Origin of the sequence: Streptomyces sp. NPDC090083, from assembly GCF_044747445.1 — a bacterium.
Classification (GTDB): Bacteria; Actinomycetota; Actinomycetes; order Streptomycetales; family Streptomycetaceae; genus Streptomyces.
Window position 1 is genome coordinate 13,110 of sequence record NZ_JBIVED010000005.1, and the last position, 14,600, is coordinate 27,709.

Genomic DNA, 14,600 nt, shown 5'->3' on the forward strand with positions numbered 1-14,600 from the left:
CGGCGCATCGGACCGGGCGCCGTCACCGTGCAGGGCGGGCGACGACCGGCCGGTGTCCGGCTGTGAAGTCGCCCGCGCCCGACCGCTTTCGGCCGCTGCCCTAGAAGAGTCGGACCGGGAACTGCCCGAGTTCCCGGCTCGTTCGAGGTTTCCGCCGCCTATCTCCCCGCACGGTCTTCGCGGCCCCGCGACGGGGTCACCCCTCCTCGGAGTCGGTACGACCACCTACCACAGCCGTACGGACTCCCCTCTTCCTGCGGATGACGAGGGCCCCAACCACCGCTGCCAGCACAGCGGTTGCGACCGAGGCACCGACGACAGCGGGCCCCTGCCCCTCCAGAAGGCCGCTCGCCCGCTGGGCCGGCGGGCTCGGCAGCCGTCGGCCCCGGCACGCGGCGGGAACCGGCGCCGCCTTCGCGTCCTTGGCCACCTGGAACAGGAAGCGGTTGGTCTGCGCGTCACCGTCGGCCGCCAACACCGTGTAGGTGATGGAGTCGACGCCGGTCGGGAGCCCCCGCACGGCCGCGCACACGGTCGAGCCCGCCACCCTGACGGGTTCCCCTACGGGAACGGCTTCGCCGTCGGGTCCGGCGGCGGAGACCTTCGGCACGGTCCCCGGCAGCAGGCTGCCGAACGTCAACGCGATGACCTGGGTGTCCGGCCCCACCTTGGCTCCGGGAGCGGGGGACGCCTCCTGGAGGGCGGTGTGGGCGTGGGCCGGCGTGCCGCCGGCGGACAGCAGTGCGCACACGGCCGCGCAGAGCACGGCCGGTGCCCTCAGAAGTCGAAGTCCGCGCATGCGATGCGGTTGTCCAGGGCGTCGCTGGGGTGGACCACGATCGCGACGGCACCCTTGCCCGTCTTGCGGGTGTTGTTCACCGTGGTCATCCCCATGCCCGCCTTGTCGGCCGTGAACATGAGGTGCACTTCGTTGGGCGGCATGGCGGGGCCGCCCTTGACGAACTGGAAGTGCTCGCCGCCGTTGTCGGCCGAGCAGTGCTGGGCGTGCAGATGCGCCATGTAGGAGGCGCCGGGCTGAAGGCCCGTCAGTTTCACCGTGACGGTGGTGCCTTGGGGGCCCTGTGCGAGCCAGGCGGTGCCCTTGACGTGGTCGAGTCCGGGAGGCCGGGTGTCCAGGAGCTTGAACGTGCCTTCCACCACTGTGGAGTTGGGGATCTTGTCGGCGGGAGTGGCCGACGGATCGCCCATCGCCATGCCGGACATGCTGTCCATGTCGTGTGCGGAGGCGGACCCTTGCGGTTTGGCCGCGGCGTGGTGGGCCGATCCGCCTCCGCAGCCGGCGAGGAGAGCCGCGGCGAGTGCGATCGCGGGGACGAGCCGGGACGCGCGGTACGGGGAGGCGGTCGTCGGCGGAGTGCCGGGCGCGGAGAGACGGGCGGAGGTGCGGTGGTACATGGAACTCCCGATCGAGGAGCAGGGCAGCGCGCACCGTCGCCTGCGTGCAGGAGGACGGGCGGAGGCCGGGCCGGGTGGAAGGACCGGCGGGCGGCGAAGCGCGTACCGGTCCTGGGGTGTGGACCGGCCCCTGGCCCATCTCCCGCAGCCCGAAAGGGACTTCAGTGGAGTACGGCGGACAGCTGACCGGTCGGTGTCGGCAGACGGAGGACTGCTGGACCGGCCCATGGCGGTCCTCGTCGGATCACGGCGTGCCGCAGCGTGACGGAGGTGGCTGACGACGGCGGAGGCGCGGCGGCCCGGGCCGGGCGGGCGGCCCGCACGCGGCGATCGGATGCCTGGCCCGCCAGCAGGCGGCGGACGCGTCGGAGGGGCGCCAGCAGGGTGACGGCGAGGGCCCGGCCCAACCGGTGGGCCGCCGTCTCGCCCCGCCACAACCACAGACCGCACACGACGGCGGCCAGCAGGTGCGCCAGGACCATTCCGGCCGAGCCCTGATGCATCAGGACGGACTCCGCGGTCATGGAGGTCGCGGCGCCCGCCGTTCCGGCGTGCGCCATCGCCATGCCCGAGTGGGCCATGTTCCCCATGGGCATGGTCATTCCGGAACCGGAGAACGACATGGCGTGGTCCATGGCGGATCCAGCCGCCCGTCCTGACCCGTCGACCGGTGTCCGGACGAGCATGTGGGCGAGGTCGAACCACAGGTGGAGCAGCCCCTGGGCGACCGTCGTGACACCGACCACGGTCGGGGCACCGCGTTCACGCCCGGTCAGCCACCAGGCGGCCGTGGCCGTCCCGGCGAACGCGACGGCCAGAGCCCACCAGGGCAGCAGGTCGCCGGACATCAGGGAGTGTCCCAGTGCTGTCGTGACCACGCAGACGGCCGCGAAAACGCCCGCCCGCAGCGGACGCAGGCCGACGCCCTTCACCGCGACCGCCGTGGCGCGTGACGCCCGGCGGGGCGCGCCGTCGCCGCGGCTCGTGAGGGACACCGGTCAACTCCTCCTACCCATGGGTTCGTTGTGTCCTACGGACAGGAACGTCCTCGCGTTCACGCTCCCGTCGTGCGATCCGGGATGCGCGGCACGGACTCCGTCTCGGTCCTCTCGTCCTTCTCGGTCTTGGCGGGCTTCTCGGGCTTTTCGGTCGCGAGGGGCCGGGCCGCGTAGGTGATGCGGATGACGCCGTCGGGGTGCCGGTCGGTGCGCGCGCTGACGCCGAAGACGTCGGCGAGGGTCCGCGGGGTGAGTACCTCCAGGACAGGTCCGGCCGCCACCACGGTTCCCTCGTGCAGGACGACCAGGTGGTCGCAGAGGCGGGCGGCGAGGTCGAGGTCATGGAGGACGGCGAGGGTGGTGATCCCCGTGGTCCGGATGAGGTCCAGCAGTTCGAACCGGGCGCGGATGTCGAGGTGGTTGGTGAGTTCGTCCAGGACCAGGAGCTGGGGACGCTGGGCCAACGCGCGTGCCAGCAGGACACGTTGGCGTTCGCCGCCGGAGAGGGAGGCGTAGTCGCGGTCCGCGAAGGGCCGTACGCCGCAGCGGTCGACGGCGTCGGCCACGGCCTGGTGGTCCTCGGCCCCGTCGCGGCCCAGCAGTCCGTGGTGGGGGGCGCGGCCGAGGGCGACGATCTCGGTGACGGTCAGGCCGGTGGTGTTGCCGCCCGTGTCCTGGAGGACCGCGGCGGTACGGCGGGCGGCGGCCCGGGAGGACAGGGTCCAGACGTCGTCCTCGCCGACCCGGACGGCGCCGTCGGCCGGGCGCAGGGAGCGGTAGACGGCGCGCAGCAGGGTGGACTTGCCGCTGCCGTTGGGGCCGACGAGTCCGACGATGTCGCCCTTGCGGGATTCGAGGCTCACGCCGTGCAGGATCGGGTTGCGGTCCAGGGTGATGCGGAGTTGGTCGACGGTCAGTTTCATGAGGTCAGTCCAGCCCCTTGTTGCGGCGCAGCAGCCATAGGAAGAAGGGGGCTCCGAGGAGTGCGGTGAGGATGCCCAGGGGCAGTTCGTTGGGGCGGTCGAGGGTGCGGGAGAGCAGGTCGACGAGGACCAGGTAGACGGCGCCCAGCAGAGCGGTCAGGGGAAGCAGTCGCCGGTGGTCGGCGCCGGTGGTGAGGCGTACCAGGTGCGGGATCATCAGGCCGACGAAGCCGATGCTGCCGGCGACGGCGATGACCGTGCCGGTGAGCAGTGCGCTGAGTACGAGGAGGACGGCCCGCAGTCTGTTGACGTCCACGCCGAGCGCGGTGGCGGACTCGTCCCCGGCGAGCAGGACGTTGAGGCGTCGGCCGAAGAGCGACAGGAGCGTGGTCGTGCCGAGGACGACCACGGCGACCGTGGGGAGCTGGTCCCACTGGGCGCCGGCGACGCTGCCCAGCATCCAGAACATCACCGTTCGCAACTCGGCCGGTGTGGCCTGGAGTTGGACGAAGCTGGTGGCCGACAGGAAGACGTATCCGACGGCGACGCCCGCGAGCACGAGCCGGGTCGGGGCCATCCGCCCGCGCCGCTGCCCGAGCGCGAACACCAGGATCCCGGCGGCGACCGCGCCGAGGAAGGCGGCTGCCGACACCCCGAGTCCGGCGAACGCGGCGCCGCCCAGGGTGATGACGAGGACGGCGCCGAGGGTGGCGCCGTAGGAGACGCCGAGCACGGTGGGGTCGGCGAGCGGGTTGGACACCACGGTCTGGAGGACCGCGCCGGCGACGGCGAGGCCCGCGCCGACCAGGGCCGCCAGGACCACTCTCGGGGTGCGGAAGTTCCAGACGATCTGGTCGAGTGCCGGATCCGACGGCGCCGCGCCCGCGCCGGTGACGTGGTGGAGGACGATCCCCCACACGTCACCGACCGGGACGTCGACCGCGCCGATGCTGATCGCCACGATCATCGTGGCGATGAGCGCGACCGGCAGGAGCGTGAAGGCCAGGGGGATGCCGAGGCGGCTCAGAAGGCGTCGGGATGCAGTAGTTCGGCGATCTTCCGCACCGCCAGGTCGTTGCTCGGGCCGAGGTACATCGAGTCGGACAGCGTCACGTACGTGTTGTTCCTGGCGGCTGGCCACTGGGGGAACTCCTTGAGCAGTTTCTTGGCGTACGCCGCCGGATCAGGGTCGTTGTAGCTGATGACGACGACGGCGTCGACGTCGGTGGCGGCCACCTTCTCCTTGCTCAGGTCGGCGAACGTGGCCTTGGTGGTGTTCGAGAAGGCGTTGGCCGCACCGGACTTGGCGAGGATGTCGTTGACGATGCCGTTGGCGAGGACCGAGCTGAAGTCGTTGCTGCCCATGGTCATGTTGGAGAAGAGCACCATGACCTTGGGCTTCTTCTCGCCTTTCACCTTGTCCGCGACGGCCGCGATGTTCTTCTCGGAGGCGGTGATCAACTGCTCGGCCCGGTCACGGACGTCGAAGACCTTGCCCATGTCACGCAGCAGCCGGTAGCTGTCGGCGACGGTCATCCTGGAGGGGTCGTCGTCGCAACCCTGCGGGGACACATAGCTGTTGGCACCGGCCTGCCCCAACTGGTCGCGGGTGGCGAAGCCGTTCTGCTGGGCGAAGCCGTACGTGGTGACGGACAGGACGAGATCGGGGCGCAGGCCGAGCATCGCCTCGCGCGGGATGTCGTACGCCTCGTTGAGTTTGACGCCTCCGGTGGGCAGTTTCTTGATGGCGGCGGCCCGGCCGGGCACCTCGGACATGCCGTAACCCTGCTGGTTGGCGACGATCCGGCTTCCCTGACCGAGGGCGAGGAGGGTGGAGACCTCGGCGACCGAGGCACCGTTCATGACGACGACCCGCCCGGGGGTCTTCTCGAAGGTCTCCTTCCGGCCGCAGTTGTCCAGGGTCACCGGATATCCGGTCTTCGAGGCAGCGGCCTGGGCGGTGCCGTCGCCCGCCCTGTCGTCGGACGACGAGCCGCATGCCGCCGTCAGCAGGCAGAGGGCTGCGGCCAGGGCGGTGGCGGCCGGCCGGTTGGTGGACATACGTGCTCCTGTGTGTGCGAGGTGTGCTGGTGCTCCGAGGAGTTCTGGTGCAGTAGTCGGGGCACGGCGTGCGCGAGTTCCCGCGATCTGCGGCCATCAGCCGCACCGGGCACAGCAGTTGGCGCCCGCAGCAAGCACAAAGGGGTGGGCGCTCCCTGCCGGGAGCGCCCACCCCTCGCCTCAGCTCGCCAGCGCGGCCGGCGCTTCGGCCTCCGCCAGCTGCCGTTCCAGGGTCGCCCGGGCCCGGGAGACCCGGGAGCGGACGGTGCCGATGGGGCAGCCGATGAAGCCCGCCGCCTCCTCGTAGGGCAGTCCGACGACCTGGGTGAGGACGAACGCCTCACGGCGTTCGGCGGGCAGCGCTGCCAGCAGGTCCAGCAGCGCCACGCCGTCGTCGAAGCCCGGCAGGCCGCGCGGCAGGGTGCGTTCGACGGCCGTCTGCCAGTCGGGGGTGTCTGCGATGCGCGGCCTGGCGGCGGCGTGGCGGAAGCTGTCGACCACCGCGCGGCGGGCGATCGACAGCAGCCAGGTGCGGGCCGAGGCCCTTCCCTCGTAGCGGTGCAGGCTGCCGAAGGCCCGCGCGAAGGTGTCCTGGGTCAGGTCGTGGGCGGCCTGGGGATCGCCGCTGAGGTGAGCGACGTAGCGGAGCACGTCGTTGTGCAGCGCGCGGACGAAGTGCTCGGCCGCGTTTGGATCGCCGCCGCGGGCGGCCAGCGCCCAGGCGGTCGCCGCCGCGTCCGCCGAGGCGCGTCGGCTCCGGGGAGCGGGCAGGACGGAAACAGTCACGTGATGTCCCTCTCGGGTCGTCCGGGGCCCGCCCGAACAGGGGGCAGCGCACCGGGACTTGGGGTGCGGCAGCCGTACGCGGTGGTACGGCGGTGCCCGGGGCCCGTCAGGACGCGTCGGCGCACGGCGGCACGCGAGGTGCCGGGTGCCGAGCCGACGGGAAGGAACTGCGCGCGACAGCGGCAGGACGGTGGTCGAGACGTGAGGCCCCGGTGGTTCCGGCTGTCTCAGGCGACAGCGACACCCGTGGGCGGGGCCCGGGAAGCGAGGGAGGAACACAGGAGGAGACGCACCGGAGACGGCACGTCGGTGGTACGGCGCCGGTCCGCGAGCGGACGCGGGAGCGGCACGGGTCCGGCCAGCAGCATCCGCAGGGGTGCGACCAGGCGGACGGCTGCCGCCCGCAGCACGCGGAAGACCGCGCGCTCGCCGTACGCGAGCCACAGCCCGCACAGGACCGCGGCCAGGAGGTGCGCGGCGAACATGCCGTACATGGCGGAGCCGCTCATGCCGCCCATACCGTGCGCGTGGTGAACACCGGACATGGTGTGCGCCATGGACCCCATGTCCATCGGGTCCATGGGAGAGGAGCCCATGTGCGTCGAGTCCATGTGGGAGGAGCCCATGTGCATGGAGCCCATGTCCATGCCGCTCATGTCCGTCATCGAGCCCGAGGTACCTGACAGGGCGCCTTGTCCGGGCATCCCCGGCCGGGTGAGCGTCTGCGCCAGGGAGAACCCCTCGTGGAGCACGGCCTGCGCGGCTGTCACGACCGTGACGACCAGCGTCCGGCCGCGCTCGCGGCCGGCCAGCAGCCAGCCCGCGATGCCGGTTCCGGCGCCGCCGACGGCCATGGCCCACCACGGGACGGACGTCCCCGACATGATCACGTGGCCGAGAGCGGCGAGCAGCACGCAGGCGGCGGCGAAAACACCGGCCCGCAGCGCACGGCACCACCCTCGGACAGTCATAGCCCGCTCATCCTCGCACCCGGCGTCTGCTCGTCGGCAGGGGGTACGTGCGGACACCCGCCCCCCGACTCACCGAGCAGGCGGTGACCCACATCACGCCCTTCCGCCGGGAACTCGACGGCCGGACGGCACGACTACTGGAACGAGACACTTCCCGGACGCACCACCACCGCGAGGATGTCGACCCGTCCACTGCGCCGGAACTCCAGGGTGAGGGGGACCAGATCGCCCGAGGTCCAGGTCTTCCCGGCCGGAGCGGACACCGTCAGGTCCACGCCCTCGGGCGACATCGCCAGACGCCCGCCAGCGGGTATCCCGACGGAGTCGATCGTGGCCCGGTAGCCAGCGTTCCCCGCGTTCATGCGGTGCCGGGCGAGCGTGATCCCGCCGGGGACATCGCGTGACGTCACCCGGATCAGGCTGTCGGCCGAGCCGCCGTGGTTGGCGATGTCGAGGAACGCCGCCGTCTCCGCGCCCCGGACCGACGGCAGGAGGACACGTCCCTCGGTGACACGGATGCGCGCCGGGGTGCCCGCCCGGCCGGCACCGGCCCAGGCGGTCAGGCCCGCCAGGGCCACACTGCACGCGGCGACGGGAACGAGCGCGGCGAGAGCGCCGTCCCTCAGCCGCCGCCGGTCGGCGAGGGCCCGGATCGTCCACTGCCGCATCGGGTTCCTCATCGAACGGCCGCCTTCCCGGCTCGCGTTCCATGTGCCCGCCCGCCGGCGGGTGTCGGCTGCCAGCCGCGCAGCCGCAGGCTGTTGGCGACCACCAGCACCGAACTCACCGACATCGCGGCGGCGGCGAGCATGGGGTTGAGCAGTCCCACCATCGCGAGCGGCACGGTGACGACGTTGTAGCCGAAGGCCCACACCAGGTTGGCGCGGATCGTGCCCAGCGTGCGCCGGGCCAGCCGGACGGCGTCCACGAGGGCCTCGATGTCGCCGCGCACCAGGGTCAGGTCGGCGGCGCCGATGGCCACGTCCGTACCGCTGCCCATGGCGATGCCCAGATCGGCACCGGCGAGCGCGGCGGCGTCGTTCACCCCGTCACCGACGACGGCGACCCGCCCGCCCTCCTCCCGCAACCGCCGGACCAGATCGGCCTTGTCCTGCGGAGAACAGCGGGCATGCACCTCGTCGATGCCGAGGGCCGCCGCCACCGCCCGCGCGGGAGCCGCACGGTCCCCGGTGGCCAGCACCGGGCGGATTCCCAGCCGCCGCAACCGGTCCACGGCTCGATAGCTGCCGGGCCGCACAAGGTCGCCCACGGCGATCAGCGCCAGGGCCTCCCCCTCCACGCGGACGACCACGGATGTGTACGCCTCCTCCTCCGCGGCGGCCAGAGCCTGGGCCAGCACGGGCGGCAACTCGCCTTCCGGAACGGCCACTTCGACCGTACGACCGGCCACACGCCCCGTGACACCCCGCCCCGCCGTGGCGGCGAAGCCGGTCACCTCCGGCAGCGGCTCCTGGTCCGCCGAGCGGCGTGCGTACGCGGTGACGGCCCGCCCGATCGGATGCTCGGAGCCCTGCTCCACCGCTCCGGCCAGGCAGACCAGTTCCTCCCGGGCCGGGCCGTCGGGCACGACGGTCACCCGCGCCACGGTCATGTGACCGGAGGTCAGGGTCCCGGTCTTGTCCAGGACGACCGTGTCGACGTGCTGGAGCGCCTCCAGCGTCTGCGACCCGCTCACCAACACACCCAGTTGTGCCCCACGCCCGGTCGCGGCCATCAGGGCGGTCGGGGTGGCGAGCCCCAGCGCACACGGGCAGGCCACGACGAGGACGGCGACGCAGGCGGTGAGCGCCGCCTGCGGGTCGGCACCGGCCCCGAGCCAGAACCCGAGGACGGCCACCGCGATGGCCAGCACGACGGGGACGAACACGCCCGCCACCGCGTCGGCCAGCCGCTGCGCCCGCGCCTTGCCCGCCTGAGCCTCCGTCACCATTCTTGTGATGCGAGCGAGTTGGGTGTCCGCGCCGACCGCCGTCGCCCGCACGAGGAGCAGTCCGCCGGCGTTGACGGCCCCGCCGACCAGTGCCGAGCCGGGACTCACCTCCGCGGGCTCGCTCTCACCGGTGACCAGGGACAGGTCCACGGCCGAACTCCCCTCCGTCACCAGGCCGTCGGTGGCGACCCGCTCGCCCGGCCGCACGACGAAGACCTGCCCGACCGTCAACTCCTCGATGGGAATGGCCCGTTCGCTGTGCCCCTCGCGGACGGACACCTCCTTGGCCCCCAGGTCCGCCAGCGCCCGCAGCGCCTCCCCCGTCCCCCGGCGTGCCCGCGCCTCCAGATACCGTCCGGTCAGCACGAACAGCGGCACGCTCACCACCGCTTCCAGATAGACGTGCGCGGTGCCGTCCGAGGCGGACGGCAGCAGGCTGAACGGCATCCGCATCCCCGGCCCGCCCGCGCCCCCGAGGAACAACGCGTACGCCGACCAGGAGAAGGACGCCACCACACCCAGCGACACCAGGGTGTCCATGGTGGCCGCCGAGTGCCGCAGCCCACGCAGCGCACGCTCGTGGAAGGGGCGGGCACTCCACACCGCCACCGGCGCCGCCAACGCGAAACAGAGCCACTGCCAGTTGCGGAACTGCAGGGCCGGCACCATCGACAGCACCAGAACGGGAACGGCGAGCAGCGCGGTGACGAGCAGCCGCTCGCGGTCCTGACGAGCGGCGGCCTCGACACCGTCCGGATCGGTGGCAGCCGCCGGCACGTCCTTCCGAGCGGGCGGAGCGGGCAACTCGGCCTGATATCCGGCCTGTTCGACCGCCGTGACGAGTTCCCGCGGTGCGACGTCCGCCGGATGACTGACCCGGGCCATCCCGGTGGCCAGGTTCACGGTGGCCGTGACGCCCTCCAGCTTGGCAAGCTTCTTCTCCACCCGCCGTACGCAGGCCGCGCAGGTCATCCCGCCGACGGCGAGGTCCGTGACCACAAGGCCGGTCACCGCTTCGCCGGCCATCACCGCCCGCTCCCGTCGGTCGTGCCCGGCATGTCATGCATGTCCTGCATGCCGCCGCCGCTTCCGTCGCCACTGTCGTCGCCCGCTCCTCCGCCTGCCCCGCCCCGGGTCCCGTGCATCCCGGGCGCCACCGGCCCGGCGGACGATCCGACGGCGTACGACGCCGAGAACACCAGGACGAGCAGCATCAGGAAGCCGCACAACGCGGGAGGCGGCACGAACAGCCTGCGGGCGATCACGCCGGCGGGGTGGGGCGGTGGGATGATCTCGGCCATGCTCGGCCTTCCTAGTGGTGTCGAACCGTCGTACGGGCGTCGGCAGTTGAAGCCGTGACGCTCCAGTAGTCGGCCGGACAGAACACCGAGTTCCCGTGGCGGGAAATGACGTACGGCACACCGGGGAGAGACGTCCCCGGTCGTGGTGCGCGGCAAGGCGCCGGGGCCTACGCGGGTGCAGAGCGGCCGGTCACCGTACCGGGCGGGGTGACGTCCTGCGGCTACGACGCGGGCGCCGACGCATCGAGGTGCCCGATACGGCCGAGTTCACCAGGAAGTGCAGCAGGGCGCCGGTCACGAGCCCGGCGGCGCATCCGACCAGCGCACCGAGCCCGCCGTCGGCGGCGAAGCCCAGCCAGCCGTAGCCCCCGGCGAGAACGAGAAGGGTCGCCACGTGCAGCGGCCAGGCTCCCCCGGTGATACGCGTGCGTCGTCCCCGGACCTCCGTCGACTCGGGCTCCCAGGGCCACGTGGGGTACGCCGTGCCGCGATACCGCTCGTGCCGACAGTCCGCCACTCAGGCCACCCCCTCTGCCTCCGGCCCGGCGCCGCGGAGGAGTCCTTCCCCCGCGCTCCACCCCGGAACCGGCCTGCCCTCCTTCGGAACTTCCGCCTGTGTCCAGCCGACTGTTGTGGTGACGGGAACGCACTGAACATCCGACCCCGTATACCCGTAAGTCACGCAAAGCCCCTTCGGCTACCAGGAGTTGCGCCATGGCACAGAAGCAGTACGACGTCACCGGCATGAGCTGCGAGCACTGCGCGGCCAGCATCAGGGAAGAGGTGTCCGAGGTCGCGGGGGTGAGCGAGGTCGTGGTGGACGTCGCCGCCAAGTCCGTCACCGTGCACGGAACCGACCTCGACGACGGACGGCTCCGCGCCGCGATCGTAGAGGCCGGGTACGGCATCGCCGACACGGTCGCCGCCTGAGGACAACGGCAGCGCCGGGCGGGCCGGACACGTCGGCGGTCGTGTCCGGCCTTCGCCGTCAACCGCGCACGCCGACCGCGGCACCCGGCACATCGCCGGACCGCCGCGGCGCGGACTCTCCCGTCGCCTCCGCCTGGTCCAGCAGGTCGGTCAGGGACGCGCGGGCCCGGGCCACCCGGGAACGGATCGTGCCGATCGCGCAGCCACCCGCGTCATGAGATGAGTGAGGCGGCGCCGCCTCGGGGTCGAGGGCGGCCATGATGTCGGCGGCGGCCAGGATGCAACCGTCGACGAGATGACTTCTCACTCCTCGTCAAGGGCTGCCGGACGCGCGAACCCGCCTGAGGGGCACGGTCGACGTCCCCGCCGTCGCAGCCGGATGTCCTGGTATGCCTGCCCGCAGCCCCAGGACCGCGCGGAGTCACCAACCAGACTCAGAAGGAACGTCTGCTCGCACGAGGCGGACTCGCGCGGCCGGTATGCGACCGGGCAGGTAAACGAATCCGTTGCCGTTGTCGACGAGCAGCCCCTCGTCGATTCCGTCCACCGACCACAGATCAACCGGCCCACCAGTGTTGTTGATCCGAAAGAAGAACCCTGCCTCCTCCTCGCCCCGGCAGACGAAGATCCCCTCCGCCTCAGGGCGGCGGCTGCCTGCGATTCCCCGTGCGCCGCTCATCCGGGACCAGTCCAGGCCATGCCGCGCGATCGACCGCCTATTGAGCACGGACGACACATGGAAGAAGCTCGATGTCTCGGACACACCAGGAGTATAGGAAGCAAAGCGGCCTCCGCCGCAGGTCGAGGCGCCTCCCCGCGCATGACCACGTGCGTGCGCGGTCGTACGCCGCTCACGCGCAAATCGGGGCAACGGACTCTGCCCGGGCGGACCTTCCCTCGTGGCGCGGTGCGGCGTAGAACGGAGCCGACCAGCAACCGCCCAGGTCAGCGAGGGGGAATCCGCGTGCACTCCCACCAGCGGCAGCACAGCCCGGAGACCGGGCAGAGACGTGGTGGCCCGTCCCGGACCACCACGCCGGCCGCCCCCCTCACCGGCCCGTGGCTGACCCACCTGCAACGGGTGGCGTCGGGGGACGTGGGTGCGGGACAGCATCGCGAGGGTACGGGCCAGGACGCGGGGGCCGTAGGTCACGGGCATGTCCACGGCCGGGGCGGGGCCGGGGTGGCGGTCCAGCGCGTCGGTGGGGATGCCCCGGCGCAGTCCGCCCAGGAGCAGGAGGCGCCCGCGCCGGAGGCCGCCAGTGCAGACAAGCACGGTGCGCAGCAGATCCGGCGCCTGATGAAGTCGATCCCCGACCACACGGTCCTGCAGAAGATCAAGGTCGGCTGGCTCGCCCCCAACACCTGGTGGCCCGAGGAGTGGATGGTCGAGGGGGAGCCCAAACTGCGGCGCACCCTGGACCGCCGGGTGAAGCTCGGAGAGCCGTTCACCGACCAGGAGCTCGCGGACATCAAGCACCTTTCGAGCGTCAACCCGAAGTGGCTCCAGAGGGTCGGCATCGGCACGTACGAGGACGCCGACGCATATGTGGGGGGCCGGTTCGACGACTGGATGAAGCTGCCCTCCGGCAAACGGGTGCTCACCGCCACTCTGGCTTTCCAGAGGCAGCATCCGCACATGGTGCAGGCGATGGCCGCTCCCCCGAGCCACCCGGACTACACCCTCGGCAGGTTCATGACGACCAAGTCCCCCAACATCCCGGACGACGTGAAGGAGGAGATGAAGCGGGAAGCCTACGAACAGATCCGGCAGACCGCCGTCGACACCCTTCACCCGGCCGGTATCCCGGCCGACCGCCGGCACCCCGACGCGGACAAGGAGTCCACCCAGAAGTGGGCGTCCCATGACAAGGACGCCCGGGAGATGCTCACGAAGGTGCTGCTGATCCTCCGGAACGGCCTGAAGCTCTACGACGCCGGCCGCAAGGCCCACATGGACGACCACGGGCAGGACGTCATCCGTGCGCTGGCCCACGGCGGCCGGGTCGTCATCGACATTCCCGCCCTGACCGACGGGCAGTCGCCGTACGACCTCACCGACTTCCTGGGCGTCACCCAGCCGGTCCCGGAACGCCAGGACACGGCAGGCCAGGATCAGGCCCGTCAGCCCGGCCCCTCGGTGACCCCCCGCGACTTCGCGACGCACCGCACGAAGATCACCGAGGACAAGGACGGGAAGCCGGGAAAGTTCCAGGAGGAGGGCGAACTCCCGGCCGCCGTGAAGAACTTCTTCTCCAAGGCGGGCTCGAAGCCGCCGCTGCTCATGGGTATGGACATCGCGGGCGGCGGTCTCGGTGGCTCCGACTGGAACGGCGACGTGATCCTGCCCAACGGTTCCTGGGGTCACATGCTGCTGGTCTTCCAGCAGCCGACCGCCAAGACGAAGGGTTCCCTCCTGGTCGGCATAGAGACCCTCGCCCCGCACGCCAAGAGCCCGGTCGGCTACGAGCACAAGGCCACTTCCAGCGAGGCCACCGCCAACGACGAGTCCGTCCTGCACGGCCACAAGGGTGACAAGGTCGGTGGCGGCAAGCTGAAGGACAATTCCCGCCTGGTCGAGCTCTCCGACTTCACGCAGAAGCACAGCGGCGGAAACTGGCGCGCGTTCCTCGACGAACTCAACCAGGAGTGGGTGCAGAAGCTCGCCAAGACCGAGGACGGCAGCAAGGAACGCGAAGCGCTGTACCGGGAGTTGGTCGGCCCCCGCCAGATCTGACGGGTCGTGCGCATCTCGCGTTCGCGCGGCGTCGCCATCTCCCGTTGCCCAGGCGCTCACTCCGATGCGGCCAGCTCGGCGGTGTGAGCGAGCATGCGGGTGCGGTCCCCTTGTCGTCCGGTGAAGAGCCGGAAGGCGTCGGCCGCCTGGAACACGAGCAGGCCGCCACCGTTCAGCACGGTGCGCCCCCGGGCGCGCGCCAGCAGCTCGGCTCGAACGGCTGATAGATCACGTCGACGACCCACGAGCCGAGGCGCGCCAGGTCGGCAGGGAGAGGAAGGCCGTGGTGCGCGACCACGCCGGCGGGGCTGGTGTGGACGAGGCCGTCGGCTCCGGGGGTCGCGGTCGGGAGGCCGTCCGGAGCCGAGGCGCTCGCCCGGCCGTTGCCGAATTGCCGGTTCAGGGATCCCGCGAGGGCCTCGGCTCGGTCCGTCAGCCGGTCGACGACGGTGAGGGGGCCGGTGTCACGGGTGAGCAGAGCGTGCGCGACGGCGGTGCCCACTGCAGGATTCAGGCTGCCCGACGC

The 14,600-nt window shown here is 71.8% G+C and carries 18 protein-coding genes; 2 read left to right on the forward strand and 16 right to left on the reverse strand.

What is annotated here, in order from left to right:
* Positions 1 to 196: 196 nt before the first annotated feature.
* The 12 genes from ACIPTO_RS19475 to ACIPTO_RS19530 all read right to left on the reverse strand — a co-directional run bounded on the left by ACIPTO_RS19475 (position 197) and on the right by ACIPTO_RS19530 (position 10,801).
* A complete protein-coding gene (locus tag ACIPTO_RS19475; RefSeq protein ID WP_401193708.1) occupies positions 197 to 799 on the reverse strand; it encodes a copper resistance protein CopC in 603 nt (200 codons plus the stop codon).
* Positions 778 to 1,416 (reverse strand): superoxide dismutase family protein, encoded by a 639-nt coding sequence (locus ACIPTO_RS19480; protein WP_401193711.1) that lies wholly within the window; start codon positions 1,414 to 1,416, stop codon positions 778 to 780. The genes ACIPTO_RS19475 and ACIPTO_RS19480 overlap by 22 nt, the downstream gene beginning before the upstream one ends.
* A gap of 161 nt (positions 1,417 to 1,577) precedes the next feature.
* Positions 1,578 to 2,411 (reverse strand): hypothetical protein, encoded by an 834-nt coding sequence (locus ACIPTO_RS19485; protein WP_401193714.1) that lies wholly within the window; start codon positions 2,409 to 2,411, stop codon positions 1,578 to 1,580.
* A 59-nt stretch (positions 2,412 to 2,470) separates the two neighbouring features.
* The gene (locus ACIPTO_RS19490) at positions 2,471 to 3,337 is read right to left on the reverse strand and encodes an ABC transporter ATP-binding protein (RefSeq protein WP_401193716.1); all 867 of its coding nucleotides are present in this window, start codon (positions 3,335 to 3,337) and stop codon (positions 2,471 to 2,473) included.
* A 4-nt stretch (positions 3,338 to 3,341) separates the two neighbouring features.
* Entirely contained in the window at positions 3,342 to 4,304 is a 963-nt protein-coding gene (locus tag ACIPTO_RS19495) for a FecCD family ABC transporter permease (protein WP_401193718.1), read from the reverse strand.
* 56 nt (positions 4,305 to 4,360) lie between these two features.
* Positions 4,361 to 5,398, reverse strand: coding sequence for an ABC transporter substrate-binding protein (locus ACIPTO_RS19500; protein ID WP_401193721.1), 1,038 nt, complete (start codon positions 5,396 to 5,398; stop codon positions 4,361 to 4,363).
* Between the two features lie 180 nt (positions 5,399 to 5,578).
* Positions 5,579 to 6,184, reverse strand: a complete 606-nt coding sequence (locus ACIPTO_RS19505; protein ID WP_401193723.1) for a sigma-70 family RNA polymerase sigma factor — start codon at positions 6,182 to 6,184, stop codon at positions 5,579 to 5,581.
* 227 nt (positions 6,185 to 6,411) lie between these two features.
* Positions 6,412 to 7,155 (reverse strand): hypothetical protein, encoded by a 744-nt coding sequence (locus ACIPTO_RS19510; protein ID WP_401193725.1) that lies wholly within the window; start codon positions 7,153 to 7,155, stop codon positions 6,412 to 6,414.
* Between the two features lie 134 nt (positions 7,156 to 7,289).
* Complete coding sequence (locus tag ACIPTO_RS19515; RefSeq protein WP_401193728.1) at positions 7,290 to 7,835, reverse strand: copper chaperone PCu(A)C; 546 nt, start codon at positions 7,833 to 7,835, stop codon at positions 7,290 to 7,292.
* Positions 7,832 to 10,132, reverse strand: coding sequence for a heavy metal translocating P-type ATPase (locus ACIPTO_RS19520; RefSeq protein ID WP_401193731.1), 2,301 nt, complete (start codon positions 10,130 to 10,132; stop codon positions 7,832 to 7,834). Before ACIPTO_RS19520 ends, ACIPTO_RS19515 begins: the two co-directional genes overlap by 4 nt.
* On the reverse strand, positions 10,132 to 10,407 hold the full coding sequence (locus ACIPTO_RS19525) for a hypothetical protein (protein ID WP_401193734.1): 276 nt from the start codon (positions 10,405 to 10,407) through the stop codon (positions 10,132 to 10,134). The genes ACIPTO_RS19520 and ACIPTO_RS19525 overlap by 1 nt, the downstream gene beginning before the upstream one ends.
* 190 nt (positions 10,408 to 10,597) lie before the next feature.
* A complete protein-coding gene (locus tag ACIPTO_RS19530) occupies positions 10,598 to 10,801 on the reverse strand; it encodes a hypothetical protein (RefSeq protein WP_401193737.1) in 204 nt (67 codons plus the stop codon).
* 320 nt (positions 10,802 to 11,121) lie between these two features.
* On the opposite strand from ACIPTO_RS19530, the gene ACIPTO_RS19535 reads away from it, so the two are divergent.
* Positions 11,122 to 11,337 (forward strand): heavy-metal-associated domain-containing protein, encoded by a 216-nt coding sequence (locus tag ACIPTO_RS19535; protein WP_401193740.1) that lies wholly within the window; start codon positions 11,122 to 11,124, stop codon positions 11,335 to 11,337.
* Positions 11,338 to 11,395: 58 nt separating this feature from the next.
* Here the strand turns inward: ACIPTO_RS19535 and ACIPTO_RS19540 are convergent, their stop codons facing one another.
* Both ACIPTO_RS19540 and ACIPTO_RS19545 read right to left on the reverse strand, forming a co-directional pair.
* Complete coding sequence (locus tag ACIPTO_RS19540) at positions 11,396 to 11,644, reverse strand: hypothetical protein (RefSeq protein ID WP_401193743.1); 249 nt, start codon at positions 11,642 to 11,644, stop codon at positions 11,396 to 11,398.
* A 114-nt stretch (positions 11,645 to 11,758) separates the two neighbouring features.
* A complete protein-coding gene (locus ACIPTO_RS19545; RefSeq protein ID WP_401193745.1) occupies positions 11,759 to 12,100 on the reverse strand; it encodes a hypothetical protein in 342 nt (113 codons plus the stop codon).
* A gap of 201 nt (positions 12,101 to 12,301) precedes the next feature.
* Here ACIPTO_RS19545 and ACIPTO_RS19550 point away from each other — a divergent pair, with 201 nt between their 5' ends.
* Positions 12,302 to 14,074 carry a PE-PGRS family protein gene (locus tag ACIPTO_RS19550; RefSeq protein WP_401193748.1) on the forward strand — a complete coding sequence of 591 codons (1,773 nt, stop codon included), beginning with the start codon at positions 12,302 to 12,304 and terminating at the stop codon, positions 14,072 to 14,074.
* Between the two features lie 56 nt (positions 14,075 to 14,130).
* Here the strand turns inward: ACIPTO_RS19550 and ACIPTO_RS19555 are convergent, their stop codons facing one another.
* Both ACIPTO_RS19555 and ACIPTO_RS19560 read right to left on the reverse strand, forming a co-directional pair.
* Entirely contained in the window at positions 14,131 to 14,253 is a 123-nt protein-coding gene (locus tag ACIPTO_RS19555) for a hypothetical protein (RefSeq protein WP_401193751.1), read from the reverse strand.
* On the reverse strand, positions 14,247 to 14,576 hold the full coding sequence (locus ACIPTO_RS19560) for a hypothetical protein (protein WP_401193753.1): 330 nt from the start codon (positions 14,574 to 14,576) through the stop codon (positions 14,247 to 14,249). Before ACIPTO_RS19560 ends, ACIPTO_RS19555 begins: the two co-directional genes overlap by 7 nt.
* Between the last annotated feature and the right edge of the window lie 24 nt (positions 14,577 to 14,600).

What these genes read in the sequence shown, in the direction of transcription:
- ACIPTO_RS19475 (WP_401193708.1), bottom strand. Translation starts at nt 799, where the DNA reads ATGCGCGGACTTCGACTTCTGAGGGCACCGGCCGTGCTCTGCGCGGCC.
- ACIPTO_RS19490 (WP_401193716.1), bottom strand. Translation starts at nt 3,337, where the DNA reads ATGAAACTGACCGTCGACCAACTCCGCATCACCCTGGACCGCAACCCG.
- ACIPTO_RS19520 (WP_401193731.1), bottom strand. Translation starts at nt 10,132, where the DNA reads ATGGCCGGCGAAGCGGTGACCGGCCTTGTGGTCACGGACCTCGCCGTC.
- ACIPTO_RS19495 (WP_401193718.1), bottom strand. Translation starts at nt 4,304, where the DNA reads ATGATCGTGGCGATCAGCATCGGCGCGGTCGACGTCCCGGTCGGTGAC.
- ACIPTO_RS19535 (WP_401193740.1), top strand. Translation starts at nt 11,122, where the DNA reads ATGGCACAGAAGCAGTACGACGTCACCGGCATGAGCTGCGAGCACTGC.
- ACIPTO_RS19480 (WP_401193711.1), bottom strand. Translation starts at nt 1,416, where the DNA reads ATGTACCACCGCACCTCCGCCCGTCTCTCCGCGCCCGGCACTCCGCCG.
- ACIPTO_RS19500 (WP_401193721.1), bottom strand. Translation starts at nt 5,398, where the DNA reads ATGTCCACCAACCGGCCGGCCGCCACCGCCCTGGCCGCAGCCCTCTGC.
- ACIPTO_RS19525 (WP_401193734.1), bottom strand. Translation starts at nt 10,407, where the DNA reads ATGGCCGAGATCATCCCACCGCCCCACCCCGCCGGCGTGATCGCCCGC.
- ACIPTO_RS19515 (WP_401193728.1), bottom strand. Translation starts at nt 7,835, where the DNA reads ATGAGGAACCCGATGCGGCAGTGGACGATCCGGGCCCTCGCCGACCGG.
- ACIPTO_RS19510 (WP_401193725.1), bottom strand. Translation starts at nt 7,155, where the DNA reads ATGACTGTCCGAGGGTGGTGCCGTGCGCTGCGGGCCGGTGTTTTCGCC.